The sequence below is a fragment of the Streptomyces sp. NPDC030798 genome, assembly GCF_055572275.1.
Genome location: NZ_JBVIDR010000003.1, coordinates 456,857 through 482,768 on the forward strand (window position 1 = coordinate 456,857; position 25,912 = coordinate 482,768).

Annotated in this window: 26 protein-coding genes and 1 pseudogene; 7 read left to right on the forward strand and 20 right to left on the reverse strand. The window is 75.3% G+C overall.

Translation table 11 applies throughout. The features are described from left to right. The first annotated feature begins 89 nt into the window (after positions 1-89). Positions 90-548: a Crp/Fnr family transcriptional regulator gene (locus ACZ404_RS10275; protein WP_468437936.1), complete on the forward strand. Its 459-nt coding sequence runs from the start codon at positions 90-92 to the stop codon at positions 546-548. 123 nt (positions 549-671) lie between these two features. Here the strand turns inward: ACZ404_RS10275 and ACZ404_RS10280 are convergent, their stop codons facing one another. Continuing rightward, positions 672-2,396, reverse strand: a complete 1,725-nt coding sequence (locus tag ACZ404_RS10280; RefSeq protein WP_468437938.1) for a GAF domain-containing sensor histidine kinase — start codon at positions 2,394-2,396, stop codon at positions 672-674. 256 nt (positions 2,397-2,652) lie between these two features. On the opposite strand from ACZ404_RS10280, the gene ACZ404_RS10285 reads away from it, so the two are divergent. Next, positions 2,653-3,108 (forward strand): pyridoxamine 5'-phosphate oxidase family protein, encoded by a 456-nt coding sequence (locus ACZ404_RS10285; protein ID WP_468437939.1) that lies wholly within the window; start codon positions 2,653-2,655, stop codon positions 3,106-3,108. A 15-nt stretch (positions 3,109-3,123) separates the two neighbouring features. Here the strand turns inward: ACZ404_RS10285 and ACZ404_RS10290 are convergent, their stop codons facing one another. Beyond that, positions 3,124-4,032, reverse strand: coding sequence for a universal stress protein (locus tag ACZ404_RS10290; RefSeq protein ID WP_468437941.1), 909 nt, complete (start codon positions 4,030-4,032; stop codon positions 3,124-3,126). A gap of 253 nt (positions 4,033-4,285) precedes the next feature. Here ACZ404_RS10290 and ACZ404_RS10295 point away from each other — a divergent pair, with 253 nt between their 5' ends. Both ACZ404_RS10295 and ACZ404_RS10300 read left to right on the forward strand, forming a co-directional pair. Continuing rightward, positions 4,286-4,654 carry a CBS domain-containing protein gene (locus ACZ404_RS10295; RefSeq protein WP_468437943.1) on the forward strand — a complete coding sequence of 123 codons (369 nt, stop codon included), beginning with the start codon at positions 4,286-4,288 and terminating at the stop codon, positions 4,652-4,654. A gap of 119 nt (positions 4,655-4,773) precedes the next feature. Next, a complete protein-coding gene (locus ACZ404_RS10300; protein ID WP_468437945.1) occupies positions 4,774-5,484 on the forward strand; it encodes a response regulator in 711 nt (236 codons plus the stop codon). 56 nt (positions 5,485-5,540) lie between these two features. Here the strand turns inward: ACZ404_RS10300 and ACZ404_RS10305 are convergent, their stop codons facing one another. Further along, positions 5,541-6,719, reverse strand: a complete 1,179-nt coding sequence (locus ACZ404_RS10305) for an acyl-CoA dehydrogenase family protein (protein ID WP_468437946.1) — start codon at positions 6,717-6,719, stop codon at positions 5,541-5,543. A 112-nt stretch (positions 6,720-6,831) separates the two neighbouring features. After that, positions 6,832-7,206 carry a four-helix bundle copper-binding protein gene (locus ACZ404_RS10310; RefSeq protein ID WP_468437948.1) on the reverse strand — a complete coding sequence of 125 codons (375 nt, stop codon included), beginning with the start codon at positions 7,204-7,206 and terminating at the stop codon, positions 6,832-6,834. Between the two features lie 142 nt (positions 7,207-7,348). On the opposite strand from ACZ404_RS10310, the gene ACZ404_RS10315 reads away from it, so the two are divergent. Continuing rightward, positions 7,349-7,714 carry a DUF6479 family protein gene (locus tag ACZ404_RS10315; protein ID WP_468437950.1) on the forward strand — a complete coding sequence of 122 codons (366 nt, stop codon included), beginning with the start codon at positions 7,349-7,351 and terminating at the stop codon, positions 7,712-7,714. A gap of 39 nt (positions 7,715-7,753) precedes the next feature. On the opposite strand, the gene ACZ404_RS10320 is transcribed toward ACZ404_RS10315, so the two are convergent. From ACZ404_RS10320 to ACZ404_RS10395, 16 genes and pseudogenes are all read right to left on the reverse strand, one after another. After that, positions 7,754-8,209: an RpiB/LacA/LacB family sugar-phosphate isomerase gene (locus tag ACZ404_RS10320; RefSeq protein ID WP_468437952.1), complete on the reverse strand. Its 456-nt coding sequence runs from the start codon at positions 8,207-8,209 to the stop codon at positions 7,754-7,756. 99 nt (positions 8,210-8,308) lie between these two features. After that, positions 8,309-8,503 carry a hypothetical protein gene (locus ACZ404_RS10325; protein WP_468437954.1) on the reverse strand — a complete coding sequence of 65 codons (195 nt, stop codon included), beginning with the start codon at positions 8,501-8,503 and terminating at the stop codon, positions 8,309-8,311. An 81-nt stretch (positions 8,504-8,584) separates the two neighbouring features. Further along, on the reverse strand, positions 8,585-9,841 hold the full coding sequence (locus tag ACZ404_RS10330) for an ANTAR domain-containing protein (RefSeq protein ID WP_468437956.1): 1,257 nt from the start codon (positions 9,839-9,841) through the stop codon (positions 8,585-8,587). Positions 9,842-9,961: 120 nt separating this feature from the next. Then, a complete protein-coding gene (locus tag ACZ404_RS10335; protein WP_468437958.1) occupies positions 9,962-10,402 on the reverse strand; it encodes an STAS domain-containing protein in 441 nt (146 codons plus the stop codon). Positions 10,403-10,533: 131 nt separating this feature from the next. Next, complete coding sequence (locus ACZ404_RS10340; protein ID WP_468437960.1) at positions 10,534-11,442, reverse strand: glycosyltransferase family 2 protein; 909 nt, start codon at positions 11,440-11,442, stop codon at positions 10,534-10,536. Beyond that, positions 11,439-12,365 (reverse strand): glycosyltransferase family 2 protein, encoded by a 927-nt coding sequence (locus ACZ404_RS10345; RefSeq protein ID WP_468437962.1) that lies wholly within the window; start codon positions 12,363-12,365, stop codon positions 11,439-11,441. Before ACZ404_RS10345 ends, ACZ404_RS10340 begins: the two co-directional genes overlap by 4 nt. Before the next feature lie 458 nt (positions 12,366-12,823). Continuing rightward, entirely contained in the window at positions 12,824-13,801 is a 978-nt protein-coding gene (locus tag ACZ404_RS10350; protein ID WP_468437964.1) for a glycosyltransferase family 9 protein, read from the reverse strand. A gap of 402 nt (positions 13,802-14,203) precedes the next feature. After that, positions 14,204-15,634: a PfkB family carbohydrate kinase gene (locus ACZ404_RS10355; protein WP_468437966.1), complete on the reverse strand. Its 1,431-nt coding sequence runs from the start codon at positions 15,632-15,634 to the stop codon at positions 14,204-14,206. Between the two features lie 502 nt (positions 15,635-16,136). Further along, positions 16,137-16,716 (reverse strand): annotated as a pseudogene (locus tag ACZ404_RS10360) (D-sedoheptulose-7-phosphate isomerase); the annotation flags it as partial. A 34-nt stretch (positions 16,717-16,750) separates the two neighbouring features. After that, the gene (locus ACZ404_RS10365; RefSeq protein WP_468437968.1) at positions 16,751-17,986 is read right to left on the reverse strand and encodes a glycosyltransferase; all 1,236 of its coding nucleotides are present in this window, start codon (positions 17,984-17,986) and stop codon (positions 16,751-16,753) included. Further along, entirely contained in the window at positions 17,983-18,945 is a 963-nt protein-coding gene (locus ACZ404_RS10370; RefSeq protein ID WP_468437970.1) for a glycosyltransferase, read from the reverse strand. Before ACZ404_RS10370 ends, ACZ404_RS10365 begins: the two co-directional genes overlap by 4 nt. Continuing rightward, the gene (locus ACZ404_RS10375) at positions 18,942-19,952 is read right to left on the reverse strand and encodes a glycosyltransferase family 9 protein (protein ID WP_468437972.1); all 1,011 of its coding nucleotides are present in this window, start codon (positions 19,950-19,952) and stop codon (positions 18,942-18,944) included. Before ACZ404_RS10375 ends, ACZ404_RS10370 begins: the two co-directional genes overlap by 4 nt. After that, on the reverse strand, positions 19,949-20,578 hold the full coding sequence (locus tag ACZ404_RS10380) for a D-glycero-alpha-D-manno-heptose-1,7-bisphosphate 7-phosphatase (protein WP_468437974.1): 630 nt from the start codon (positions 20,576-20,578) through the stop codon (positions 19,949-19,951). Before ACZ404_RS10380 ends, ACZ404_RS10375 begins: the two co-directional genes overlap by 4 nt. Then, positions 20,575-21,570: a glycosyltransferase family 2 protein gene (locus tag ACZ404_RS10385; protein WP_468437976.1), complete on the reverse strand. Its 996-nt coding sequence runs from the start codon at positions 21,568-21,570 to the stop codon at positions 20,575-20,577. The genes ACZ404_RS10380 and ACZ404_RS10385 overlap by 4 nt, the downstream gene beginning before the upstream one ends. Next, positions 21,567-23,201, reverse strand: coding sequence for a carbamoyltransferase family protein (locus tag ACZ404_RS10390; RefSeq protein WP_468437978.1), 1,635 nt, complete (start codon positions 23,199-23,201; stop codon positions 21,567-21,569). The genes ACZ404_RS10385 and ACZ404_RS10390 overlap by 4 nt, the downstream gene beginning before the upstream one ends. 33 nt (positions 23,202-23,234) lie before the next feature. Next, positions 23,235-24,320 carry an NAD-dependent epimerase/dehydratase family protein gene (locus ACZ404_RS10395; protein ID WP_468437980.1) on the reverse strand — a complete coding sequence of 362 codons (1,086 nt, stop codon included), beginning with the start codon at positions 24,318-24,320 and terminating at the stop codon, positions 23,235-23,237. A 662-nt stretch (positions 24,321-24,982) separates the two neighbouring features. Between ACZ404_RS10395 and ACZ404_RS10400 the strand changes: the two genes are divergently transcribed. Both ACZ404_RS10400 and ACZ404_RS10405 read left to right on the forward strand, forming a co-directional pair. Further along, positions 24,983-25,198 (forward strand): hypothetical protein, encoded by a 216-nt coding sequence (locus tag ACZ404_RS10400; RefSeq protein WP_468437982.1) that lies wholly within the window; start codon positions 24,983-24,985, stop codon positions 25,196-25,198. A 101-nt stretch (positions 25,199-25,299) separates the two neighbouring features. After that, a complete protein-coding gene (locus tag ACZ404_RS10405) occupies positions 25,300-25,863 on the forward strand; it encodes a hemerythrin domain-containing protein (RefSeq protein WP_468437984.1) in 564 nt (187 codons plus the stop codon). Positions 25,864-25,912 lie beyond the last annotated feature (49 nt).

A 25,912-nucleotide genomic window follows, 5' to 3' on the forward strand; every position in this document is an offset into this window, starting at 1 on the left:
GGGCCCACGGCCGGGTCCGGGCGGCCCGTGGTGCCGGCTCCCGAGGGCGCGCACGCTGGGATCGACAGCCCAGGAAGGGAGCCGGTGCGATGACCTCCGCGACCACCATGAGCACGGCGCTCGAGCCCGTGCACCGCGAACGGCTGATGCGTCTCGCCCACGAGGTCTCCTTCGAGGCCGGTACCCGTCTGTTCGAGGAGGGCCGGCACGCCGACCGCTTCTGGATCCTCCGCACCGGAACCGTCGCCCTCGATCTGCACGTCCCCGGCCGCCGGCCGGCCGTCGTCGAGTCCCTCGGGCACGGCGAACTCGTCGGCTGGTCCTGGCACTTCCCGCCCTACCTCTGGCACCTGGGCGCCGAGGCGATGACCCCGGTGCGGGCCTGGGAGTTCGACGCCGAGGCGGTGCGTGCGATGTGCGCCGCGGACCCCGCCTTCGGCCGGGCCGTAGCGGTGTGGGTGGGACGCGTGGTCGCCCAGCGGCTGCATGCCACCCGGGTCCGGCTGCTCGACCTGTACGCCCCCTACGGCAGCGGCGACCAGTGGTGACCGCGCGCCCGCTCCGTCCGGCAGCTCACTGCCGCCGATGCCGACGCGGGGTGACGTCCCATCAACGCACCCGTCCGGCACCGCCGATGCCGACGGCCCGTGCGAGGGTTCCCGGCCACGCCGTCACGTCGCCCGGGGACGGGTGAGCGGCACTCGCCAGCGCACGAGGGCGCCGCCGTCGGCGCTGGACACCTCCAGCTGACCCCCCAGTTGTGCCGCACGCTCCGCCATGTTGCGCAGACCGCTGCGCCGGCCGTCGGGCGGTATGCCCACACCGTTGTCCGAGACCGTCAGGGAGACGTCGCGGCTGTCGGTGGTCAGGACGACCTGTGCCCGGTCGGCGCGGGCGTGCCGGGCGATGTTGGTGAGCGCCTCGGAGAGGACGGCCACGATCTGGTCGGCGATCTCGTGCGGCACGTCCGTGTCGAGGAGGCCTTCCATGCGCAGGCCGGGCGTGAACCCCAGCACCGGTGCCTCCTCGCCGACCAGGCGCACGACCCGGGCTCGCAGCCCGGCGTCGGCTGTGCCCGCACGCGCTCGCAGCCCGAAGATGGCGGAGCGGATGATGCGGATGGTCTCGTCCAGGTCGTCCACGGCCCGCAGCACGCGCTCGGCGGCCTGCGGGTGTTCGATGAAGCGGCCGGCGCTCTGCAGAGTCATGCCGGTGGCGAAGAGCCGCTGGATGGCCAGGTCGTGCAGGTCCCGGGCGATCCGGTCGCGGTCCTGGAGGACCGCGATCTGTTCAGCGTCCTTGCGGCGCTCGGCCAATTCCATGGCGATGGCGGCCTGGGCGGCGAACCCGCCCAGCATGTCCGCCTCCTGCCCCGAGAACACCGGCCGGCCGGCTTCGCGGGCCACCAGCACCGCGCCTCGTACGCCGCCTCCCGCGGTGCCGATGGGGACGGCGACAGCGGGGCCGAGCCCGTGGAAGCGCGGAGGCTCTGGGGAGATCCGCCGATCCTGGTGCACATCGTCGCTGGTGACCGGGGCGGCAGTGGAGAAGGCAAGGCCCATCAGCGTCTTTGGCAGGGACAGCACGAGGCCCTGGTGCGCCTCGGCGTCCACACCGACGGCGATCTCCACCGTCAGGGACTCCGTGTCCTGTACGGGCAGCGCCACCGCCGCCAGTGCCGATCCCATGATCTCGCGGGCACGTTCCGCGATCAGTTTCAGGGCCTCGGCGCGTTCGCTGCCGGACATCAGGCAGTGCGTGATCTCGGCGTTCGCCCGCAGCCACCGCTCCCGCAGCCGGGACTCCTCGTACAGGCGGGCGTTGTCGATCGCCACACCGGCTGCCACGGCCAGGGTGGACAGCACCGACTCGTCCTCCTGGTCGAACTGCACACCGCCGCGCTTCTGGGTCAGATGGAGATTGCCGAAGACCTGGTCACGGACCCTGATCGGGACGCCGAGGAAGCTGTTCATCGGAGGGTGGTGGGCCGGGAAGCCGTACGAGGCCGGGTGCTGGGATATCTTCTCCAGCCGGAGCGGCTCCGGGTGCCGGATCACTTCACCGAGGATGCCGTGCCCCTCCGGGAAGTGACCGATGGCGGCGATCTGCTCCTCGGTGACCCCGACGGTGTGGAAGGCCGACAGGGTCGCGCCACCGGGGCCGATGACCCCCAGGGCGGCGTATTCCGCGTCGACCAGCACGGCGGCGGCCTCCACGATGGAGCGCAGGGCCTGTTCGAGCTCCAGCTCCCGGCCTACGGAGAGCACCGCCTCCAGCAGACTGTGCACCCGGTCCCGGGTGCCACGGGCCGCGTCGATCCGGGCCTGCAGCTCCTCCAACAGCTCGTCGAGCTTCAGCTCCGGCAGGCGTACCCGGGGCTCCTGCGAGTTCGCCACCACGGTCCTCCGTGTCCCCTCGTACGCGAGTCCGGACGGTCGCGGTCATGGCCCACGGTAATCATCCTCCGCGGGAAAGGCAGCCCGCTCGCCTCGGTGACGGCGTCTTTCGGCCGTACGTCCGTGTGCCCGGAGGCGCACGGAGGGCCGGTCGGCCCATCGCTCGGGGGCCGGGTGCACCTGCCCTGGTGCGCGGCTCCACCCCAGGCTGGGAGGTACGGAGTCCAGCCGACCGGCAGCGGAAGGAAGGTACGTCATGGCAGGCCGTGACAGGCGAGCGCCTCGGCGCATCGACCTCGACCACGCCGAGGCGTTGCGGCTGTTGGGCAGCGTGTCCCTCGGAAGGATCGTTTTCACCCGGCAGGCCCTGCCCGCCGTCCGCCCGGTCCACCACGTCCTGGACAACGGGGACATCGTCATCCTCACGCACGAGGGCACCGCACCGGCCTCGCACGCCCAGCAGTCCGACGGCACGGGGGTCGTCGTCGCGTACGAGGCCGACGCCATCGATCCGGACACCCACGTCGGATGGAGCGTCGTCGTCACCGGATACGCCCGCGTCGTGAGCGATCCGCTGGAACTGACGCGCGTGCGTGCGCTGGTGCAGCCGTGGGCGCCGACGGAGGGCAGGGACCAGGCGGTGCGCATCCACCCGGAACTGGTCACCGGTGTCCTGCTCATGGAGCCGGGCGGCGACGACGGGGGTCACTGACCGGTTCACCGTGTCTCAGCCGGGCTCCGGTACGACGGCCACCGGGCAGGCCGCGTGATGGAGCACCCCGTGGGCGACGCGGCCGAGTGGGAGTCCGAAGTGGCTCTGGCGGCGCCGCGCGCCGACGACGAGCAGGTCGGCTCCACGGGAGACGGCCGGCAGCACGTCCCGGGCGAAGCCCTCGATCGTGCGGCGCTGCACCTGCAGGTCGGCCGGCACGGTCGCCAGCGCCTCCTCGACCAGTTCCGCGGCTCGCGCCTCTTCGAAGTGGGCCGGCTCTCCGGTGATCAGCGGGTGGGCCCGGGATTCGTGCAGCGGCCGTCGCCAGGCCCGTACGGCCTCCAGCGTGGCTCCGCGCAGCAGGGCCTCCTCGACCGCGAACCCCAGGGCGGCCGAGTCGGCCGGCCTGCGCGCCACACCCAGGACGATTCGACCGCATGCCGCCGAGCGGACCCCATGGTCATGGCTGCCGCGCAGCACGATCACCGGACAGTGCGCGTGCCCGGCCACCGTGAGGCTCACCGAGCCGAGCAGTGCCTCGGTCACACCGCTGCGGCCACGGCTGCCGAGGACCATGGCGCGGGCACTGCGGCTCTCCCGGATCAGGCCGTACTCGGCTTCCTCGGGCAACACCTCGGTGGTGACCTTCACGCCCGGCTGCCGGTGACGGGCGCGCCGCTCGGCGGTCTCGACGACGTCGTCGGCCATCACCTCCTCCGAGGGCTTGCCGGGGTCGTGGGCAGGGGACATGCCCTCGTAGCGCTCCCAGAGCGAGGCGTACACCAGTCGGAGCGTGGCCCCGCGCAGTGCCGCCTCGTCGGCAGCCCACTCCACGGCTCTCAGGCTCGGCTCCGAGCCGTCGACACCGACGACGATCGGGAGGTCCACGAACTCGCCGGACGCCCGTGCGACTGATGCCTTCATGGGACGTCTCCTCGGGAAATGGCCGTTCAGCCGTGCGTGACCACCGCGACTCTCCCTCTCCCGGTGCGAGGTTCCTGACATCAGGATGGCTGCCCGGCTCCTCCGTCAGCAGGGGCCATACGGCCCGGTCGAGGACCGATCGGCCCACTGCGGGTCCGGTGCCGCAGGGGCCGGACGGCACCTGGCACGCCACCGCCCGCCCGGATCACGCTGGAAGGAGCCCAGCACCCCGGCGAGGCCCATCCGCGAGGTCATGACCTGGACGGTCGCCGCCGTGGGCCGACGGGCTCCCGTCGAGGAGATCGTGCGGCTGATGCAGGACTGGCAGGTCGGCGCCCTGCCCCGTCTCCGAGGCAGACCTGCTGCCCAAGGAGGAACTCCGCGACGACCCTGCGCCACCCCCGTCGAGGCCGCGCGCATCATGGCGCGCCAGGAGATCAAGAGGCTGCCGGTCGTGGACGGCACGGGCTTGCCGGCGGGGATCGTCAGCCGCGCCGACCTGCTCAGGCTCTTTCTGCGCGGGGACGAGGAGATCGCCGAGGAGTCCGGTGCGAGATCGCCTCGCACCTCTTCCCACCCCCGTCGTCGGCTGTGCGCGTGGAGGTGGAGGACGACGTGGTGACGCTCAGCGGAACCCGTCGGCCGACGGGGGCCGGTCGGCCCTGGTGCAACCGGCGCGGGCGGATGATGATCGACCTCCAGGGGGAGTCGGCAGGGCGCCGTCCGTGGAATGAGGTCAGCATGACCGAGACACCGGCCTTCAGCGAGCAGAACCCGATCCGCGTGTTCCTGCTCGACGACCATGAGGTCGTACGACGCGGCCTGACCGACCTCCTCGATACGGAACCGGACATCTCGGTGGTCGGCGACGCGGACACCGCGGAGCACGCGCTCGCCCGGGGCCCCGCGCTGCGACCGCACGTCGCCGTGCTCGACGTCCGCCTGCCCGACGGCGACGGCATCACGGTCTGCCGTGAACTGCGCGACCGCATGCCGGAGCTGGCGTGTCTCATGCTGACCTCCTTCGACGACGAGGAGGCCCTGCTGGACGCCATCATGGCCGGGGCGTCCGGCTACGTGCTGAAGCAGATCAAGGGCTCCGACCTGGTGTCGGCCGTACGCACCGTCGCCTCGGGGCAGTCGATGCTGGACCCGGCGACGACCGCCCGGCTGATGCGCTCCCTGCGGGCCGACCCGACCGAGGTGCCCTCGCTGCCCCCCGAACTGGCCGCACTCTCACCCCGGGAACGCGATGTCCTCGCGCTGATCGGCGACGGTCTGACCAACCGGGAGATCGGTAGGAGGCTGTACCTGTCGGAGAAGACCGTCAAGAACCACATCTCCCGGCTGCTGGCCAAACTGGGCGTGCAGCGCCGGGTCCAGGCGGCGGTCCTCGCCTCCCAGCTGGCCCCGCACGAACATCACGGCCCGGCAGATCATCACCCCGGCTGAAAGCGGTCGGGCCGCGACACCGGCCGGCCGGGGTTCGTGTCCTCGGCGCCCGTGGGCTAACGGCGCACCCTAGGCATGCCGAGGCCGATCCAGGAGATGATCTCGCGCTGGATCTCGTTGTTGCCGCCGCCGAAGGTGAAGATGACCGCCGAGCGGTAGCCGCGCTCGAGTTCGCCGTGCAGGACGGCGCCCGCCGAGCCCTCCTTCAACGGGCCCGCGGCCGCGACGATCTCCATCAGCCAGGCGTAGGCGTCCCGGCGGGCCTCGGAGCCGTAGACCTTGACGGCGGAGGCGTCCTGCGGGGTGAGTGTGCCGTCCTCGACGGCGCTCACCATCTGCCAGTTGAGGAGTTTCAGGGCGTCGAGCCGGGTGTGGGTGCGGGCGAGCAGCCGGCGCACCCAGGGCAGGTCGGCCACCCGGCGGCCGTCCGCGAGCTTGGTCTCCATGGCCCAGCGCTGGACGTCGTGCAGGGCGCGGATCGCCATGGTGCCGTGGGCGGCGAGAGTGACCCGCTCGTGGTTGAGCTGGTTGGTGATCAGCTTCCAGCCCTGGTTCTCCTCGCCGACCCGGCGGGAGACGGGGACGCGGACGTTCTCGTAGTAGCTGGCCGTGGTGTCGTGCGAGGCGAGCGTGGTGATGAGGGTGCAGGAGTAGCCCGGGTCGGAGGTCGGCACCAGGAGCATCGTGATGCCCTGGTGCGGCGGGGCCTCGGGGGCCGTCCGGACGGCCAGCCACACCCAGTCCGCGGTGTCGCCGTTGGTGGTCCAGATCTTCTGCCCGTTGACGACGTACGCGTCGCCCTCCCGTACGGCGCGGGTCCGCAGGGAGGCGAGGTCGGTGCCGGCGTCGGGCTCGCTGTAGCCGATCGCGAAGTCGATCTCACCGGAGAGGATGCGGGGCAGGAAGTACGCCTTCTGCTCGTCGGTGCCGTAGCGCATGAGCGTCGGGCCGACCGTGTTCAGGGCCATCAGGGGCAGCGGGACGCCCGCCTGCGCGGCCTCGTCGAAGAAGATGAACTGCTCCATGGCCGTCATGCCCCGCCCGCCGTACTCCTTCGGCCAGCCCACGCCGAGCCAGCCGTCCGCGCCGAGCCGCCGGATGGTCTCGCGGTAGAACCGCTTCTGCGCGGCCGGGTCGGCGTAGCGCGCGTAGGCGTGGTCGGGTACCAGCTCGGCGAAGTAGTCGCGCAGTTCGCTGCGCAGTCGCTGCTGCTCGGGCGTGTGGTCGAGGTGCACGGCGCCTCCAGGGTCCCCACGGGCGGTCCTGACGGCGCACACCGTAGAACGTGTTCCAGAAATTGGGAATGGCGGCGCCGGTGCCCAGTTCCGGCGCCAGGCGTCCCGGCGCTCAGTTCAGCGTCGCCATGAAGTCCGTGCAGGCGGCGGCGCAGGCCCGGCAGGCGCCCGCGGCCGATTCGGCGCCGGACTGCTCGTCGAAGGCGTGCGCGCACTCCAGGCAGACCGAGCGGCACCACTCCAGCTGGATCCTGATTCCCTCCTCGTCCTGACGGTTCTGTTCGGACAGCACCCGGCAGGTCGCGTCGCACACCTCGGCGCACATGATGCCCAGCCGGCGCACCCGCTCCTGCTCCTCGGTGCCGTCCGGGTCCAGGAGGCTCGCGCGCACCGCACACGCCCTGGCGCACTCCGTGCACGCCTGCGCGCAGGTGAACCGGTCCTCCAGGAACCTGTAGAGCTGCTGCTGCGAAGTCGGCGATGTCACACCGGGCGGGTAGCCGGGCCGGGACGCCGCAAACCCGTACCCCGGGCCGGGAGACGCCGCAACCCGGAAGGGTCGCCGTACGTTCGCACCCGGCCACACCTGGTGTCCGGTTCGCTCTCATCTGGGTGGGTATTCATGGGTTATGGGTACCGCACAGATGGAGCTGGCCGCGGCAAGCGGTCTGATGAGCCTCGTGCTCTTCGGGATAGCCGTCAGTCTGCTGGCGCTTCTCGCCGGCGGCTTCTGGATGAACTCCCGCATCAAGTACCGCGAGTCTCCTCGGCCGCGTCCCGAGGAGCAGCCGCATCTGCCGCCGGAGGGCGCGGTCCGCGAGATCCGGGAGAACAGGGAATCCGAGGAGGTCCCCCGCACTCCCCCGGGCGGACGTCCGCTCACGCCGTACGAACTGAGAAACCAGGACACGCGGCCCAGCGCCTCGAAGGAGCGCCCGCGCTGGAGCAAGGGGTCGAGCGGCTCGTTCGGCGGCGGCGGACTGGGCGCCCACTGACACAGCGTCCCGTGGGCCCGCGTCGGCTGCCCCGCGCCGTCAGGAGCTTTTTCTGGCTGCGTCGAGGCGGCCGACGCGGGCCACGTTGCGCGCATCCTCCGGGTCCTGGCTGGGCTCGGCCGCGAACCAGGCGTCGAGGATCTCCCGGAGCACCGGCGCCGAGGTGAGCCGCAGGCTGAGCGCCAGGACGTTGGCGTCGTTCCAGCGCCGGGCGCCCTCGGCCGTCGCGGCGTCGGTGCACAGGGCCGCGCGGACACCCGGCACCTTGTTCGCCGCGATGGAGGCGCCGGTGCCGGTCCAGCAGCACACCACCGCCTGGTCGGCCGCGCCCTCGGCGACCTCCCGCGCGGCCGCCTCCGAGCAGACCGCCCACTGGGGGTCGGCACCGGGCCGCAGAGCGCCGTGCTCACGCACCTCGTGACCGCGCCGACGCAGCTCCTGCGTGAGGAGCCGGGCCACGGGTTCGTCCATGTCGGAGGAGACGGAGATCCGCATACGGCGAGCCTAGCCGCTCCTGCAGCGGGCACGAAGCGGCTCCGGAAGCGTCTGCACCGACGCTTCCGGAGCCGGCCGTGCAGGGGGTGGCCGGGCAGGTCAGGGGTGCTCGGGCTGCTGCGCCGGGGGCACTGCGCCGCCCTCGCCGCCGCCCTTCTTCCCCTTGTCCGTCCCGTGGGGACGGGCACCCGCGCCGCGTTCGGCCGACTGGCGGGCCTTGAGTTCGCCGCTGTCCTGCGGTGTGGCGCCTCCCTTGTCACTGCGCCGCTGTTCGGGCTGCTGCGGATTCGACATGCGCCGGGCTCCCTCCGGGTGCAGGTGTGCGTGCCGTGTCCGGGTTCCCAGGCGCGGACGGGTGACGCACACCGGCCGGGTTCAGCTCGCGGGCGCGCGCGCCGTCAGGCTGCGGTGCAGATGCTCCAGCGCGTCGAGCAGGACCGTACGGTGGTACCAGCTCAGCCAGGCCGCCGTGTCGCCGGCGAGGACGGCGAGCCTCTCGGCCTGTGCGGCCGTGGGGCGGTGGCCGGGGGCGGTCCAGTGGAGGGTGATCACGCCCGTGCAGGAGCCGGCCGGGGAGACGACGGGCACGGCGTGCAGGGCGTGGGCGCCCGTGGCGAGGAGGGCGCGCCGGACGTCGTCGGACAGGAGCGGCTCCCCGGCCACGTCCGGCACGGTCACCGGACGGCCCCGGACGCGGGCGGCCGCGTCCGCCGAGCCCTGGTTCCGGCCGCGCACCAGATGGTCCAGAAACCTTTCGTCACAGCCGTGGTGCGTCTCCGGCGTCAGGGCGTTCACCGCGGGGTCGACCAGCTGGACGTACCCGGCGGGGGCCTTCCCGGCGGCCAGCGCCTCGTGCAGCACGGCGTCGATCATCTGCCGCCGGCAGCGCGGGTCCCGGCCGCCGCGGCCGAGCAGGCGCAGCGCCGGCACGGCCGGGGAGCGGCGCCCGGGGAACCACACCTCGCCGTCCGGGGCCCGCGCGACCACCACGGCGGACACCAGCACCCGCAGCGGCACGTTGAACCGCTGGGAGCCCTCGCGCAGCACCCGGAAGGCGCTGCCGGAGTCGGGCAGGCCGTAGCGGGTCATGAGGGTCCCCTGGGCCATGCCGATGACGGGCGCGGTGCGCACCCGGGCGCGCAGGGCGCGGACCTCCTTGTGCAGGTCCTCGTACGAGGGCCGCAGCGGGTCGGCGATCTGGGAGCGCCAGGCGGGCAGGTCCTCGGCCTGGGACGCGGCACGGGCCAGTTCGCGCAGGGCCTCGTCGAGGGTGGCGTAGAGGCGTACGCCGTCCAGGCGGGCGAGGTGCACGGCCTCCCGGACGCCGGGGCGGGCCCGCACGATGATCAGGTCGGGGCGGCCGGAGCGGGCCCGGGTGGTCTCGCTGAGCGTCTGCAGGACCGCCGCACCGCCGAGCTGCACATGGGCCATGTCGAGCACGGGCCGCAGCCCGGCCCGGTCGGCCCGTTCCAGGTGGCCGCGCAGTTCGTCCGACCAGGCCTCGGCCCCGAGCGGGTCCAGGGTGCCGGACATGCGCAGGAGCAGGGCGCCTTCCGCGGGCAGGCCCTCGACGAGGGACGACTCGATGACGAGCGGAGCCGGTGCGCCCGGGCGGTCGGAAGAGGGTTTCATCGCATCACCACACCAGAACGTCACAGGGAACTCGCACGGCCTCTTCCTGACCTTGAACCACCTTGCACGCTCGGTGCCCGGCTCTCAACCGCACCGTGACGGGGCCCGGCCGCCGCCCCGCTAGCGGGTGACCGGGCCGGGCCCGTCCTGCGTCTCCAGGGAGTGCAGGGCGGACGCCATGGTGGCGTGGGCGCGCACGCCGGGCAGCCCGGCCAGCCGCAGCGCCTCGCGTACGTGGGGTCTGGGCTGCACGATCGGCAGGCACCGGCCGGCCAGGGCGAGCCCGCCGGTGGCCCGGTCCAGCGAGCGCACGGCCACGGCGCTGGCCAGATAGAGCTCGGACATGTCCAGCACCGGGTGTTCGCCGGCCCGGTCGGCCTGGGCGAGGTGACCGGCGAGGGCCTCGGAGAACTCGGCGGCGTTGGAGGCGTCCACGGTGCCGCGTGCCTTCAGTACGGCGATGTGGCCCCCGTCGGGACGGCGCTCCCGGACGGACTGCAGGAGCAGCGGTGCGGAGCCGGTCGGGCGGACGCGGGCGGAGGACAGCTGACCTTTTTCCATGGAAGGGCTTCCTGCTCGGGAGCGATCAGCCGGCCGCGTCTTGACCGGGGAGGGGGACCACTCTGCCCCGCGGGGGTGTCCGGTGCAACGACAGGCCCGGGCGTGTCGTGGGCCGCCCTCCGGCCGCCGTCTCAGCCGACGTACCGCCGGGCGGGGGACGTCCGGCGGGCCCGTTCCAGCGCGGCCAAACGGTGCTCCAGCTCGGGCGGCACGGGGTCGCGCTGGCGCAGCACCCAGGGCAGCCCGGCCGTGGCGCGGGCGAACGCGCGGGCGGACGCGGCGTCGCGCGGGACGGTGCGGATCAGGTGGCCGGTCCGGCGCAGGGCGGGCAGCAGGGGCCGGCGCAGCCAGGTGAACCACAGCGTGTTGCGCAGCCCGAGGACGCGGCGGGCGGTGCTGTCGCGCAGCCGGGAGGCCTGGTGGTGGACGGTGAGGTCCTCGCCGTAGGCGAGCCACCAGCCCTGCCGGAGCAGGTCGCAGGCGAGCAGCTCCTCCTCGCCGCCGAGCCACAGACCGGGATGGAAGCCGCCGGCGGCGCGGAACGCCTCGGTGCGCAGCACGGTGGCCGCGGCGAGGAACGAGCCGAGCGCCGGCCCGGGCAGCCAGTCGGGGCCGGGCAGCGGCGACTCGCGCAGTTCGCGCACGACGGGGTCCTCGGTGCCGTCCGGTTCGACGACGATCCGCGCGGTGACACCGGCGAGCCGGGGCCGGGCGTCGAGCAGGTCCGCGGCCCGGCGCAGGCTGCCCGGCTCCCACCAGCTGTCGTCGTCGCAGAAGGCGACGTAGGGCGTGCGGACCTGCCGGACCGCCAGGTTGCGGCCGATCGCGCCGAGGTTGCGGCCGGGGCACAGCAGGGTCATCTCCGGGAAGTCGCGGGCGACCGCCTCTGCGGTGCCGTCGCTGGAGGCGTTGTCGGTGACGACGACGCGGGGGCGCTCGGGCAGGCGCCGCAGGAGCGCGAGGGTGCGCAGGAGTTCGTCGCGGCGGTTGTGGGTGATCAGGACGACGGTCGTACGGCCGTCCGGGCGGCCCTGGCTCATGGCGGTCCTCCGGCCGGCTGCCGGTCGAGCAGCCGCGCGGCGTGTTCGACGTGCGGGGGCAGCGTGCGGCGCCGGGCGACGGCGGCGGGCAGCCGGACGAGGGTCTCCTTCAGGGCGCGGCGGGCGCCGGGACGGTCCCGGACGGCGGCCAGGGCCAGGTCGCCGCCGGCGCGCAGGGCCACCGGCCAGGGGCGGCGCAGGCAGGTGGTGAGCACGTGGTTGCGGCGTACGAGCGCGGAGCGGCCGCTGCGGCCGTGGTCCTCGGGGTGGTGGCAGGCGCGCAGGGACGGTTCGTAGGCGACGCCCCAGCCGTCGGCGGCGAGGTCGTAGGCGAGGAGGGTCTCCTCGCCGCCGAAGAAGAGCAGCGGATGGAAGCCGCCGACTCCCAGGAAGGCCTCGCGGCGCACGACGCAGGCGCAGCCCAGGAAGCCGAGCACCGGGCGGCCGGGCAGGTCGGGCTCGCCGGGCAGGGGGGACTCGGCGAGGACGGCGTTCAGCGGGTCGTCGGCGCCCTCCTCGCCGACGAGAGTGCGGGCCGCGAGCAGGCCGAGACGCGGATGCCGGTCGAGCAGGTCGGCCGCGCGGCGCAGGGAGCCCGGGGCCCACCAGGAGTCGTCGTCGCTGAAGGCGACGTACGGGGTGCGGGCGTGCCGGACGGCGAGGTTGCGGCCGACGGCTCCGGTGTTGGCTGCGGGCCGCAGCAGCCGGCTGACCGCCGGATGACCGCGCACGGCCCGGCGGGTGGTGTCGTCACGGGAGTTGTCGACGACGACGACGGGCGGCTGCTCGGGCAGCGCGGCGAGCGCGTCGAGGGTGCGCAGCAGGCTGGCACAGCGGTCACGCGTGATGACGGCGACCGTGACCCTCGAGTCGGCCCCGGCGGCCGTCCGCCGGGTGCTGCCGGGCGCGTGCTCAGTGGCCATGAGCGGCCTCCGGTGCCGTGCCCGGGGCCATGACGGCCGGCGTCGTCCTCGGCTCGGGTTCGGTGGCGGGCCGGCCGGCGGTGCCCGGTGCGTTCTTCCCCGGCTCGGGTTCCGTGGCGGGGCGGCCCGCGGTGGGCAGGGGCCGCGGCAGGTGCCGCGCCGGGGCCATGGCAGCCCCGGTCGACTCGACGGTGGCGAGGCACAGGAGGCGGGAGCCGCCCCCCGTCCTCGGCTCGGGTCCCCGCGCGGGGCGGCCGGTGGGGCCGGGTGCGTTCTCCCTCGGCTCGAGGGGTTCCGTAGCGGGGCGGCCAGCGGTGGGCAGAGGCCGCGGCAGGTGCCGCGCCGGGGCCATGGCAGCCCCGGTCGACTCGACGGTGGCGAGGCACAGGAGGCGGAGGCCGACCGCCGTCCTCGGCTCGGGTCCCGGGGCGGGGCGGCCGGTGGGGCGGGGGGCGCGGTCAGTGGGCATGGGCCACCTCCGGTGCCGTCCGGCCGGGCCGTAGTTGTGCGAGGCAGGCGGCGGCCACCTCGGTGGTGCCGAGGCCCAGGAGCCGGGGGTCGGGGGTGCGGCCGTGGGGGTCGCCGGGCGGGCCGGGCTTCCACAGGGCGAGGTGGTCGGGGCCGGGTGGCGGGCCCCACAGGCGCGGGGAGACCGGTCCGAACAGGGTGACCGAACGCGTGCCGTGGGCCACGGCGAGGTGGGCCAGGCCGGTGTCCCCGCTGAGCACCAGGGACGCCTCGGCCACCAGGGCCGACAGCTCGCCGTAGGGCAGCCCACCGGTCAGCACGTCGGAGGCGGGCAGTCCACTGCGCTCGGCGACCGACCGCACGAGGGCGTCCTCCCCCGGACCGCCGGTGAGCACCACCCGGTGCCCCGCCGCGCGCAGGCACCGTACGACCGCCGCGAACCGCTCTCCCGGCCACCGACGCGACCCCGACGCCGCGCCCGGGTGCACCAGCACCGCACCCGGCGCCGGCGACGGTGTGGCGGGACGCGCCAGGCGCAGGTCGAGGGGGTCGGCCGGGATGCCGTGGGCGCGCAGGAAACCGCACCAGCGTTCCCGCTCGTGAACCCGTGCCTGCCAGGGCGGCCCGTCCGGCAGGGCGTGCGCGAGCAGGCGGCCGGGGTGCAGCTCGGCCAGGGCGTCACGGCTCTCGGGGCCGTTGCCGTGCAGGTCGATCGCCACGTCCGGCGGCGGCCCCGCCCAGTGCGCCAGCGACGGCACCGCCCGCCCGGGCGCCTCGGCCGGGAGGACGGCGTCGACCGCCCCGGTGCTGTGGGCCGCCTCGGCGAGGCCGGCGGGCAGCGCGAGGTGCAGCTGGTGCTCGGGGAAGGCCCGCCGGACACCGCGCAGCGCGGGCACCCCGGCCAGCAGATCACCGAGGCCGAGTGCGCGCAGCACCAGCAGGCGCGGGGGGTACGGGGTGCGAGTCAACGGGCTTGTCCTCCGGTTCGGGTCCGTGGGGCAGTGCGGTTCACCGGGGCGGCGGGCGCCGGACGGGGGACGCGGCGGGCAGCGCGGGCACGAGGAGCCGGTGGCCGCCGCCGCGCGGAGTTTCCGGGCGAGCGGCGTACGGATCGCCCGGCGGCCCGCTCCGCACGGCGGCTGCGAGGCACCGGCGGCACGACGGCCCCGGGCGGCCGACGCGCGGCGGGCCGGGGGAATGCGGCGTCCGAGTCATGGGGTCCGCCCTCCGCCCTCCGCCGATCCGCCTCGCCGCCGATAGGCGGACCCCACGGCGCCCGGCGAGGCACCTGCGGCGCCGGACGCCAGGCAGCCTGGTCACGAAGGGCCACGAGCCTCCGCCGGGCGGGGCGGCCGAGCGCGGCGTGCGGGTCACTGGGCCCGCCCTCCCGTGGGCGACGGTGCCAGCGCCGCTCGGCGGGCGAGGACCGTGGTGGAGCGGCCGTCCAGGTAGGGCAGCAGGAGGACCTGGCCGCCCCAGCTCTCGACCAGGGGCTGTTCGGGGAGGCGGGTGCGGGCGTAGTCGCCGCCCTTGGCCCAGATGTGCGGGCGGAGTTCGCCGAGGATGCGTTCGGGCGTGTCCTCGTCGAACACGGCGACCGCGTCGACGCACTCCAGGGCGCGCAGCACCCGGACCCGGTCGGCGGCCGGGACCAGGGGGCGCCCCTCGCCCTTGCGCCGGCGGACCGAGTCGTCGGAGTTGACGCAGACGATCAGGCAGTCCCCGGCCCGGCGGGCGGCCTGGAGCAGGGCGACGTGTCCGGCGTGCAGCAGGTCGAAGCAGCCGCCGGCCGCGACGACCGTGCCGCCCGCGGCCCGGACCCGGGCGGCCGTGCGCCGGGCGTCGGCCGTGGCGCCGCCGTCGCCCTGCTGTCCCGGCGGTTCCTCCGCGGTCTCGGGCTCGGCGAGGGCGCGGGCGCCGCCCTCCGCGACGTACCGGGTGGCGGCGTGGACGGCCGCCTGGACGGCGTCCTCGGTGAAGGCGCCGTCGGCGAGCAGCCCGGCGGCGGCCGCGGCGAAGCGGTCGCCGGCGCCGCAGGGGTCGCCCGACGCGGTGGCCGGCGTCGGCACCAGCAGGGGTGTCTCGCCGTACGAGAGCAGCGCGCCCCGCTCCCCGAGGGTCACCGTGACCGCGTGTGTCTGCCAGGCCCGGACCAGGGCGCGGGCGTCCCGGGCGGCCGTTCGCAGTCCGCCCTCGTCGCCGGGTTCGGCCTCCTCCCCCAGCCGCTGCGCGAAGGCCCGGGCCTCCTGCGCGGAGGGCGTGGCCAGCCGGGCGCCGGGAACCGGCGGCGCGCCCCGCACGTGCGGGTCCCACACCACGGGCACCCGTGCGGCGGCCCGGGCCAGTTCTTCCCGCAGCACGTCGGCGGTGCCCCGCCCGTAGTCGGCGACGAGGACGGCCTGCGCCCCGGTGACCGCCGCCACGGCGGCCTCGGCGGCCTCGCGGGCGCGTCCCTCGCCGTCGTCCAGGCGCAGCAGCGGCCGGTCACCGGCGAGCACCCGGGTCTTGCTGCTCAGTTCCCCGTCCAGCGGCACCTCCACCAGTTCGACGCGGCCGGCCAGCAGCTCGCGCAGGGTGGCGCTGGCCGCGTCGTCGCCGAGGGCGGTGACGAGGGTGACCGGGCGGTCGTCGGAGGCGGCCAGGCAGGCGGCGAGGGCGGCGCCGCCGGGGCGGGAGCTGCGCCGGGTGCCGTGCACCACCGGCACCGGCGCGTCGGGCGCGAGCCGCTCGGCCCGGCCGCACAGATCGTGGTCGAGCAGGGCATCACCCACGACGAGCAGGGGCGTACGGGAGCCGCTCATGCGTCACCTTCCCGCCGGCCTCCGGGCGCCCCGGGCGCCGCCCGGTCCGTGGCGCGGTCGGGAGCCTGCTCCGTGGCGCCGTCGGGATCCCGGCCCGTGGCGCGGCCGGGGACCTGGTCCGCAGCGTGGTCGACGGCCCGATCCGCGGTGCGATCAACGGCCCGGCCCGAAGAGCGGTCGGCGGGCGGGCCCGCTATGTGATCGGCCGCCCCGTCCACGGTGCCGTCCGCGGTGCCGTCCGCGGTGCCGTCCGCGGTGCCGTCCGCGGTGCCGTCCGCGGTGCCGTCGGCGGGCCGGATAGCGGCGCGGGCGGCAGCCCGGTCCGCAGGGCGGTCGGCGGACCGGTTCGCGGAGCGGGCGCGGCCGACCAGGCGTCCGACCACGCCACCGCGGCCGTCCACCCGGCCGTGCAGGCCGGAGCGGACCGTACGGCCCTCCGTTCCGTCCCGCCCGGTCTCACCGCCCTGCCCGGCCTCACCGCCCTGCCCGGCCTCGCCGCGCCGCCCGGTCGCGCCTCGTTCCACCGCCTCGTCGAAGGCCTCGCAGAGCATGTGCACGGCGACCAGGTGCAGTTCCTGCACGGTGGCGGCCACCGGGGCGTCCACGCACAGGGCCTCGTCGGCGGCGAGGTGGAGCGGGTTGGGGGCCCGGCCGGTCAGCGCCCAGACCGTCATGCCCTGGCGGTGGGCGCGCTCGGCGGCGGTCAGCAGGTTGGCGCTGGCCCCGCTGGTGGAGAGCAGCATCAGGATGTCGCCGGGCCGGCCGTGGGCGGCGGTCTGCCGGGCGAACACCTCCTGGACGCCGTAGTCGTTGGCGATCGCGGTGGTGGAGGAGGTGTCGGCGTGCAGGGCGAGTGCGGAGAACGGCGCCCGGTCGTCCCGGTAGCGGCCCACGAGTTCGGCGGTGAGGTGCTGCGCCTGCGCGGCGCTGCCGCCGTTGCCGGCGACGAGCAGCCGGCCGCCGGAGCCGAGCCGGCGGGCCAGTTCGGTGCCCCAGCGCTCGATGAGGGGGCCGCTGTCGCGGAACGTCTCCAGCGCCTTCATCAGGTCGTCGCAGTGCGCGGTGTCGGTGACGGTCTTCATCGGACGGCTCCCTTCGTCGGGCGATTTCCACCCGTCATCGGACGACTCCCGACAGCGAGGGGATGGAGGACACGGCGCCGTAGGCGCCGGCCACACCGTCGGCCACGCGGTCCCAGGTGTAGCGGGCGAGCACCCGTTCGCGGCCTGCGGCGCCGTACCGGGCGAGCCGGTCCGGGTCGTCGAGCAGCGCGCGGATGACCCCGCTGAGGTCGTGATGGTCGTCGTCCGCCGGGACGTGCACGCCCGTGACGCCGTCCACGACCGTGTCGAGCTGTCCGCCCACGGCGGTGGCGACGACCGGGGTGGCGCAGGCCATGGCCTCCAGCGGGACGATGCCGAAGGGCTCGTAGCGCGGCAGGGACAGCACGAGGTCGGCGCTGGACATCAGCCGGGGCATCCGGGCCCGGCCGACCCCGCCGAGCAGCGTCACGCGGTCGGCGACGCCGCACTCGGCGGCGATGCCGTAGAGGCGCTCGGCCTCGGGTTCGACACCGAGCAGGTCGGCCTCGGGGCCGCCGGCGATGAGCAGTTCGGCGTCCGGGACGCCGGCCAGGGCGCGGATCGCGCGGTCGAAGCCCTTGCGGGGCACGAGCCGGCCGACGGCCAGCAGCCGCCGGCGGCCGGGCACGGTGCGGGGCCGCCCGACGGGGGCGAACTGGTCGGGGTCCACCCCGCAGGGCACCACGGTGATGCGGTCCTCGGGCAGGCCCATGGCGCGCAGCTCGCCCACCTCGTCGGAGCACGTGGCGATGATCCGGGCGCACTCGTGGCCGACGGCCTCCTCGATCGCGATGCGCTCCGGCGGGCTGGTGTCGTCGGCGCCCTGGTAGCGCTTCTTGACGGTGCCGAGGGCGTGGTAGGTCTGCACGACCGGGATGCCGAGGTTCCGGGTGCCGGTCAGGGCGGCGAGGCCGGACATCCAGAAGTGGGCGTGCACCACGTCGGGCGGGTCCACGGCCCACTGCCCGGCCAGGAAGGCGCCGAACTCGGCCATGTGGGGCAGGAGTTCGTCCTTGGGAACGGGAGCGGGCGGCCCGGCGGGCACGTGCACCACCTGGACGCCGTCGATGAGGGTCACCCGGTCCGGCAGGCCCGTGGAGTCCCGCCGGGTGTACACCGTGACCCGGTAGCCCTTTCTCGCCAGCTGCCGGGCGACCTGGGCCACGTACACGTTCTGGCCGCCCGCGTCAGGTCCGCCGAGCGCGGCCAGCGGGCTGGCGTGCTCGGAGACCATGGCGATGCGCCCGGCCGTGGGCAGTGTGCGGCTCATCGGGTGACCTCCTTGATCAGGCGCTCCCAGTCGTCCAGGAAGCGCCGCTCTCCGTAGCGGGCCTGTGCCGCGGCTCGGGCGGCCTGTCCCGTCAGGCGCGCCTGCTCGGGTTCGGCGAGGAACGTCCGTACGGCCTCTTCCAGGACGTCGAGGCGGTTGGAGACCACCCCGGCGCCCTCGGGTATCGCCTCGCGGACCTCGGTGGTGTCCAGGGCGACGACCGGCATGCCCAGGAACATCGCCTCCAGCAGGGACAGGCCGAGCGAGGTCCAGCGGACCGGATGCAGATAGAGCCGGCAGCGGGCCATCTCCCGGTGCAGGGCCTGCTGGGGAAGGTCCCGGGTGCGGCAGCGCCCCGGCGGCAGGTCCAGCTGCTCGGCCAGCCCCTCGGTGCGCATCCCGAAGACGTCCAGGGGCGCGCAGCGGGCGAAGCGGGGCAGCAGGTCGGTCCCGGTGGTACGGCCCCTGCGCACGGGTTCGTTGACGACGACCGCGGCGCGCTTCTCGGTGCCGGTCCACAGCGGGCCGGGGTCGATGATGCCGTGCTCGACGACCTCGGTCGGGGCCTTGCCGTTGTCCCACATCAGGCGGTTGAAGTGGGTGACGTGGACGACGGGGATCCCGGTCTGCCCGGCCAGCGGATGCAGTTGACGCTCCGGCGACGCGTCGGGGCTGTTGTGCTCGACGTAGACGGCGGGCACGTCCACGCCGGGGCGGCGGCCGGTCCAGCGCAGGGCCAGGTCGAGTTCGTGGGGGCGCTGCAGCACCATCAGGTCGATGTCGCCGTCCCAGAGTTCCCTGGGCGTGCGCTCCTCGACCGCCGCCGGCCAGTCCCAGGTCACCGCCCGGCCGAGTCCGTCGGGGCCGCGGTCCTCGGTGACCGGGACCAGGTAGGTGTGCGGGCCCTGGACGAAGGCGGTGAGCCAGGATCCGTGCACGTGCCAGACGAGGATGTTCATGAGTGCCGCTCCTGGATGAGCTTGTGCACCGCGCGCACCACGTCCTGTCCGGTGACCTCGTCCAGACAGGGGTGGCCGGGCACCGGGCAGGTCAGGGCCCGGGTGTTCGCGCACGGCGCCGACTGGTCGCCGAGCAGGATGGTGGGGACGCCGTACGGTGCCCAGCGGGCGGCCGGGACCACGGGCGCGAACAGCGAGACGACGGGCGTGCCGACGGCGGCCGCGAGGTGGGCGGGGCCGGTGTTGGCGCTGACCACGGCGTCGGCCAGGCGGAGCACGCCGGCGAGGGTGCGCGGGCCGGTGCGGCCGCCGAGGTCCACGGCCAGGTCGCCGGCGACCTCCCGGGTGAGCGCGGTCTCGTCGGGCCCGCCGGTGACGACCACGCGGTGCCCGGCGTCGGTGAGCAGGGCGACGGCCTCCGCGCAGCGGTGCGGGCTCCAGGCGCGGGCGGGGGCGCTGGCGCCGGGGTGCAGGACGACGTACGGGCCGTTGCCGGTCAGGGCACTGGCGTCCGGCGGGGGCAGGACGCGCAGGCGGCCGTCGTCGCCGGGCGGGAGAAGGAAGCCCATGGCGGCGGCGGTGTCGAGGGCCGCCTCGACCTCGTGCCGCCCCTGCTGCCGCCGGTGCCGCACGTCCAGCAGCCGGCCGGCGTGGTCGACGCTGTCGGCGCCGATGCGGCCGACGCCGGCGAGCCGCAGCAGGAGGGCGGTCGGCAGGGGGCTCTGGTGGAAGGAGGTGAGGATCAGGGCGGTGTCGCAGGCGGCGGCCCGCAGGCGCGCCAGCAGGCCGTCGACGTCGGCCGTGCTCACCGCCGGCGGATCGAACCCTTCCCAGGGCGCGTCCCACACCAGCACCTCGTCGACCCCCGGGAGCATCCGCGCGGCGTCCGCTCCGCGCGGCCCGCACAGCAGGGTCACGCCGGAGCAGCGCGTGGCGACGGCCCGGACGGCGGGCCCCGCGAGCAGCACGTCCCCGAAACTGTCGAGCCGGACGACCAGCCCCTTCACGACGCCCACCTCCCGCCCGTGCCCGGCCGGCTCGCGGCGGGCGGACGGGGCGCGCCCGTGCCGGTTCCGGCGGCGGGGGACCCCGGGGCCGCCGGTGTGTCCAGCGCCGTGCGCAGGGCCGTCAGGACGTCCGGGGCCGTGAGGGGCGCGAAGCGCGTGATCTCGGCCGGCGCCGTGGCACGGTTGGGGACCAGGACGGCCCGGGCGCCCGCCGCGTGGGCGGCCAGCACGTCGGCGGCGATGTCGCCGATCATCAGGCAGCGGTCCGCGGGGACGCCGAGGCGGGCGGCTGCCGCGAGGATCAGGCCGGGGCGGGGTTTGCGGCAGGCGCAGCCGGCCTCGGGGGCGTGGGGGCAGTGGAGCCAGGCGTCCAGGCCGCCCAGGAGGCGGTCCGCGCGCCGGTTGACCGCCTCGACCTGCTCGGTGGTGAGCAGGCCGCGGCCGATGCCCGACTGGTTGCTGACCACGGCGGTGGCCAGACCCGCCGCGCGCGCGAGCGCCACCGCCTCGGCGGCGCCGGGCAGCAGGCGGACGCGGTCCGGGTCGCCGTTGTACGGCACGTCCGCCACGAGCGTGCCGTCGCGGTCGAACAGCACGGCCCGGACGGGCGACCGGTCGGTGCTCACTCGGTGCCTCCCAGGGGTTCGGCGCTCCGGTGCCGGACGAGCCCCGCCAGCCAGTGCCGGACGGCGAGCGGCGGTATCAGCACGCTGGTGCCGAGCATCCCGGCGATCTCGCGCGTGGTGCGCGGGCCGGGCAGGATGCGGGCGAGGGCGAACTCGGCGGTGCCCAGCGTCCACAGGGCCGCGCAGACGGTGGCGGCCCGGCGCCGGCCGGCCAGCGCGCAGCCGGCCGAGGCGAGCGCCGCACTCGTCACCGCCAGGTGCCGGGGCAGCCGCCCCCGGGGCGCCTGGGCCCGGGCCCACCAGTCGCGCCCGTGCAGCCTGCTCATCAGGACGTCGTCGGCGTTGCCGCGCTGCGCGGGCAGCGAGGCCCACCAGTGCGCCGGGCGGACCGGGTGCCGGGTGACGCGGGTGCCGCGGCGCAGGGCCCAGCCCGCCCGCTCGACGCGCAGCGCGAGGTCGGCGTCCTCGCGGAACGCCCGCGGGAAGCGTTCGTCGAAGCCGCCGACCCGGGTGAGGGCGGCCGTGCGGTACGCCATGTCGGCGGTGGCCCAGGCCGCGTTCTCCAGGCCCTTGGTGCCCCGTTCCCAGTCGGTGGGCCGACGGTCCGGCGGCAGGGGGACCCGCAGCCGCCCCTGGATGCCGCCTATGTCCTCGCCGGCCCGCCGCAGGTCCTCGGCGAGCCTCCGGGACCAGTCCGGGAGCACCTGGACGTCGTCGTCGAGGAAGACCGTCCACGGGGTCCGCACGGTGCGCCACCCGGCGTTGCGGGCGGCGGCCGGGCCCCGGCCGCCGGTGCGCAGCGTGCGGACCCGGTCGAGCAGCACCCCCGCCGGTTCCAGCGGCAGACCGCCCTCGGGCGCGGGCCGGTCGTCGACCACCACGACCTCGTGCGGCGGGTGTCCCTCGGCCGCGGCCAGCGCCCGCAGGCATTCGGCGAGGCAGGGCCGGCCGATGGTCGGGACGACGACGGTGTAGGCGGGCGCGGGGCTCATGCGAACGCCTTCCCGCGGCGGATCGCGAACGGGCCGAGGACGAGCAGGTCGACGGGCGCGGAGCCGAAGCACTCGAGGGCGTCGCGGGGATCGTCGACCATGGGGCGCCCGGCGGTGTTCAGGCTGGTGTTGACCACCACCGGCAGCCCGGTCCGCCGTTCGAACCCGTCGATCATGCGGGCGACGAGGGGTTCCTGCGCCCGGTCCACGGTCTGGATGCGGGCGGTGCCGTCGACGTGGACCACGGCCGGGATGCGGTCCCGCCAGTCGGGCGCCACGTCGTGCACGAACAGCATGTGCGGGCTGGGCAGCGGCCCGTCGAACATCTCGGCCGCCCGCTCCGCGAGCACCATGGGCGCCACGGGCCGGAACTCCTCGCGTCCCTTGACCGCGTTCAGGCGCTCCACGTTCTCGGCGCGTCCGGGGTGGGCGAGCAGCGAGCGGTGGCCGAGAGCCCGCGGGCCGTACTCGCTGCGGCCCTGGAACCAGGCCACGATCCCGTCGGCGGCCAGTGTCTCGGCGGCCGTCTCGGCGATGTCGGCGGGCTCTTCGTAGGGCACGGCGGCCCGCTCCAGCCAGGCGCGCAGTTCGGCGTCGCTCCAGCCGCGCCCCAGGGCGGCGGTCGGCATCGGCTCGAGGGTGTCCTTCTGGCCGGCGACGTGTGCCGCCGCGCCCAGGGCGGTGCCGGCGTCCCCGGCGGCGGGTTGCACCCACACGTGCCGGAAGCCGCTCTCCCGCCACAGCCGGGTGTTCGCCACGCAGTTGAGGGCGACGCCGCCGGCCAGCGTGAGGGCGTCCTCGCCGGTGCGTTCGCGCAGCCACCGGGCGAGCGCCAGCATGGTTTCCTCCAGGCAGAGTTGGGCGCTGGCGGCCAGGTCGGCGTGGTCCTGGTTCCAGGCCCCGCCGGCGGGGCGCGGCGGTACCAGTTCGGCCCAGGGCACCGGGCGGGCCCGGAAGCCGCCCCGGTCGTCGGCATGGACGTACGCGCGCAGCCGGCCGGCGAAGCGCGGGGTGCCGTAGGAGGCGAGGGCCATCACCTTGAACTCGTCGCTGCTGCGCAGGAATCCGAGGTGGTGGGTGAGGTCCTCGTAGAACAGGCCGAGGGAGTCGGGCAGTTGCTGGGTGCCGAGGACGGTGAGTTCCCGGTTGGTGCAGCGGCCGGCCAGGTGGGAGCCGCACTCGCCGCGGCCGTCGAGGACGAGGACGGCGCAGTCCGCGTACGGCGAGACGGGCCCCGCGGAGGCGGCGTGCGCCACGTGGTGCGGGACGAAACGCACCTTGGCCGGGTCCAGGCCGGGCAGTGCCTCGGCGAGGAAGCCGGGGGCCTGGCGGGCGTACTCCTGGCGCAGATGGTCCCAGGGGTCGTGCAGGCCCAGTTGCTCGGCGGGGCGGGCGAGCGAGGGGTCGTAGGAGTAGGCGACGGCGTCCAGGTCGGCGGGGGTCAGGCCGGCCTGCTCCAGGCACCAGCGGGCCGACTGCTCGGGCAGCTCCCAGGCGGAGAAGGGGACGGGCCGCTTGCCGTGCTTGCGACGGGAGAACCGTTCCTCTTCCGCCGCCGCCACCACCTTGCCGTCCGTGAGGAGGGCGGCGGCGGGGTCGTGGAAGAGTGCGTTGATACCGAGGACGTGCATGCGCTGTCTCCAGGGCGACGGTCGGGCAACTGGTCAGGCCTGCGCGGCCGGCTCCCCGTCCGGCGGGAGGGCGTCTTCGTCCGGGGGCGGGGGTGGCATCACCCTGGCCCGGCCGGTGGGCTCCGCGTTCGTGCTCGGGCACGCCTCGGCCGGTGGCGGTGCCGCGAAGTAGGCGATCGTCTGCTTCAGGCCCTCCTCCCAGGGGACCTGGGGGGTCCAGCCGAGCAGTTCGCGGGCCAGGCTGGTGTCGGGGCGGCGGCGGCCGGGGTCGTCGACGGGCCGGTCGATGAAGGCGATGGGCGAGCGGGAGCCGGTCAGGGCGACCACCCGGCGGGCGAGGTCGGCCATGGTGATCTCGTCGGCGCCGCCTATGTTGACCGGCCGCACGGACCGGCTGGCCGCCACCCGCAGCACCCCGTCGACGGTGTCGTCGACGTAGCACAGCGAGCGGGTCTGGCTGCCGTCGCCGGTCACCGTGACCGGCTCGCCGGCCAGGGCCTGGCTGATGAACGTCGGCACGGCGCGGCCGTCATGGGCGCGCATCCGCGGCCCGTAGGTGTTGAACAGCCGGACGATCCCGGCGTCGGTCCCCCGCGTCCCGGCGTGCGCGGTGACGAGGGCTTCGGCGAACCGCTTGGACTCGTCGTACACGCTGCGCGGCCCTATGGGGTTGACGTTGCCCCAGTAGCCCTCGTGCTGGGGGTGCACGAGCGGGTCGCCGTAGACCTCGGAGGTGGAGGCGAGCAGGAGGCGCGCCCGGTCGCGCTCGGCCAGCGCCAGGGCGTTGCGGGTGCCGAGGCTGCCCGCGTCCAGGGTCTCCAGGGGCAGTCGCAGGTAGTCGGCCGGGGACGCCGGGCAGGCGAAGTGCAGGACCAGGTCGTAGGGGCCGGGCAGCAGCCGGAGGCAGTCGGGGTCCGAGACGTCGCAGTGCACGTACCGGAAGCCGGGCCTGCCTTCGAGGTGGGCGACGTTCTCGCGCCGGCCGCAGACCAGGTTGTCCGCACAGTCGACTTCGGCGCCCGAATCCAGCAGCCGTTCGCACAGGTGGGAACCGAGGAAGCCGGCGCCGCCGGTCACGACGGCGCGCCGCCAGGGAACGGGAAGGGTCTCACCGGTCATGGGGGCTCATTCCTTCGTCCAGGTCGTCCACGTGCGATGCGCCCGGGGAACGCTCCGCGTCCGGGCGTTCGGCGCGTGCCGTGTCCCCGGGCCGAGGGCGTCGGCGCGCCGGGGGATGGACTCGTGGGAGGACGTCAGGGCCGCGGGTCCCCGCAGATCCGGAGGACCGCCCTGGTCGGCCGCCGCTTGCTGGACGGCACTGGCACTGGGTTCCCGTGCCAGTTGGTTTCACACGTTGGATTCTTATTGTCCGAAATGACGGGTACTCGCGCGACTCCGCTGCTCGCCGCCCCGTGGAGACGGCCCATGGACGACGACCTCACGGCGGCTCTGCTGCGCAGCCCGTTGACGGCCGGGCGCCCGGCAGGGCGGTTGCTGCTCACCGGATGGTTCAGCTTCCGCGCCGGCGAGGCCCCCGCCGGCGACGTCCTCTCCCAGCGGCACGCCGCGCTGCACTTCGTGTGCGGTCCGGTGCACGGGCCGCGGGTCGCCGCGCTCCATGCCAGGTTCAGGACCTGCAGACGACTCGCCGCCGACGCCGCCGTCGTGGATCCGGCGGATCCCACGGTGACCGGTTTCCACGAGGTCCTGCCCGCGACGGTACGGCGGTCCCCGCCCGCACCGACCTGGCTGCCCGGGCCCCGCTGGGCCCGCTTTGGCCGGTGGCCGGTGTACTGCGCACGCCGGCGGCACGAACGGGGGAACGAGCGCCTGGCCGGCTGGCCGGTGGCGCCAAGGTCACCGCCCAGGCCCGGGCGGTGGGCCGGCCGGCGCTGGTGGACGCGGGCGCGCCGGCGCCGCGCATTCTGGACCACTGGTGGGGACGGGCGCTCTCCGAGGAGGGCCGGACGGCGGCGGCCCGCCACTCGATGAGCTGACGGCGTGGTGACGGCCGTGTAGCGCGCCGGGGACGGGGCACTCGACGCCACGACCGGCGGGCCGCTCAGGGCCGCCGGGTGCTGTTGAGGAGGTAAACGACATGGGTCACGGCGGAAACGTCATCCAGGAACTGACGACCGATCACCGTGAGGTCGAGGAGATCTTCGCCCGCATCGAGGCTCTGCCGCCCGGTTCCAAGGACCGCAAGATGCTGGCCGACCAGGCCACGATCGAGCTCGTCCGGCACTCGGTGGCCGAGGAGGCCTACCTCTACCCGGCGGTGCGCAAGCACCTGAAGGGCGGGGACGCCCTGGCCGACAAGGAGCTCGAGGACCACGCCCAGGCCGAGCAGATCATGAAGGACCTGGAGGGCCTGGAGCCGGACGATCCGCAGTTCGACACGCTCATGGGCCGGCTGATGAGCGAGATCCGGTCCCATGTGACCGACGAGGAGGAGAACCTCTTCCCGCAGCTGCAGACGGCCTGCCCGCCCGAGGCGCTGGACGAGCTCGGCGACAAGGTGCGCCGCGCGAAGAAGACCGCACCGACCCGCCCGCACCCGTCGGCACCGGACCACCCCCCGGCCAACAAGCTGCTGGCGCCGGGAGCCGGCCTGGTCGACCGGCTGCGCGACGCGCTGTCGGGGCGCGGCAAGGAGAGCTGAGCCCCTCGCGGGGCGTTCAGTGGCGGCGCGGGCGGCCCGGCCAGGGTTG

What these genes read in the sequence shown, in the direction of transcription:
- ACZ404_RS10345 (WP_468437962.1), bottom strand. Translation starts at nt 12,365, where the DNA reads ATGGCCACTGAGCACGCGCCCGGCAGCACCCGGCGGACGGCCGCCGGG.
- ACZ404_RS10340 (WP_468437960.1), bottom strand. Translation starts at nt 11,442, where the DNA reads ATGAGCCAGGGCCGCCCGGACGGCCGTACGACCGTCGTCCTGATCACC.
- ACZ404_RS10355 (WP_468437966.1), bottom strand. Translation starts at nt 15,634, where the DNA reads ATGAGCGGCTCCCGTACGCCCCTGCTCGTCGTGGGTGATGCCCTGCTC.
- ACZ404_RS10300 (WP_468437945.1), top strand. Translation starts at nt 4,774, where the DNA reads ATGACCGAGACACCGGCCTTCAGCGAGCAGAACCCGATCCGCGTGTTC.
- ACZ404_RS10285 (WP_468437939.1), top strand. Translation starts at nt 2,653, where the DNA reads ATGGCAGGCCGTGACAGGCGAGCGCCTCGGCGCATCGACCTCGACCAC.
- ACZ404_RS10390 (WP_468437978.1), bottom strand. Translation starts at nt 23,201, where the DNA reads ATGCACGTCCTCGGTATCAACGCACTCTTCCACGACCCCGCCGCCGCC.
- ACZ404_RS10275 (WP_468437936.1), top strand. Translation starts at nt 90, where the DNA reads ATGACCTCCGCGACCACCATGAGCACGGCGCTCGAGCCCGTGCACCGC.
- ACZ404_RS10320 (WP_468437952.1), bottom strand. Translation starts at nt 8,209, where the DNA reads ATGCGGATCTCCGTCTCCTCCGACATGGACGAACCCGTGGCCCGGCTC.
- ACZ404_RS10325 (WP_468437954.1), bottom strand. Translation starts at nt 8,503, where the DNA reads ATGTCGAATCCGCAGCAGCCCGAACAGCGGCGCAGTGACAAGGGAGGC.
- ACZ404_RS10405 (WP_468437984.1), top strand. Translation starts at nt 25,300, where the DNA reads ATGGGTCACGGCGGAAACGTCATCCAGGAACTGACGACCGATCACCGT.
- ACZ404_RS10295 (WP_468437943.1), top strand. Translation starts at nt 4,286, where the DNA reads ATGACCTGGACGGTCGCCGCCGTGGGCCGACGGGCTCCCGTCGAGGAG.
- ACZ404_RS10385 (WP_468437976.1), bottom strand. Translation starts at nt 21,570, where the DNA reads ATGAGCCCCGCGCCCGCCTACACCGTCGTCGTCCCGACCATCGGCCGG.
- ACZ404_RS10395 (WP_468437980.1), bottom strand. Translation starts at nt 24,320, where the DNA reads ATGACCGGTGAGACCCTTCCCGTTCCCTGGCGGCGCGCCGTCGTGACC.
- ACZ404_RS10370 (WP_468437970.1), bottom strand. Translation starts at nt 18,945, where the DNA reads ATGAACATCCTCGTCTGGCACGTGCACGGATCCTGGCTCACCGCCTTC.
- ACZ404_RS10315 (WP_468437950.1), top strand. Translation starts at nt 7,349, where the DNA reads ATGGGTACCGCACAGATGGAGCTGGCCGCGGCAAGCGGTCTGATGAGC.
- ACZ404_RS10330 (WP_468437956.1), bottom strand. Translation starts at nt 9,841, where the DNA reads ATGAAACCCTCTTCCGACCGCCCGGGCGCACCGGCTCCGCTCGTCATC.
- ACZ404_RS10365 (WP_468437968.1), bottom strand. Translation starts at nt 17,986, where the DNA reads ATGAGCCGCACACTGCCCACGGCCGGGCGCATCGCCATGGTCTCCGAG.
- ACZ404_RS10290 (WP_468437941.1), bottom strand. Translation starts at nt 4,032, where the DNA reads ATGAAGGCATCAGTCGCACGGGCGTCCGGCGAGTTCGTGGACCTCCCG.
- ACZ404_RS10335 (WP_468437958.1), bottom strand. Translation starts at nt 10,402, where the DNA reads ATGGAAAAAGGTCAGCTGTCCTCCGCCCGCGTCCGCCCGACCGGCTCC.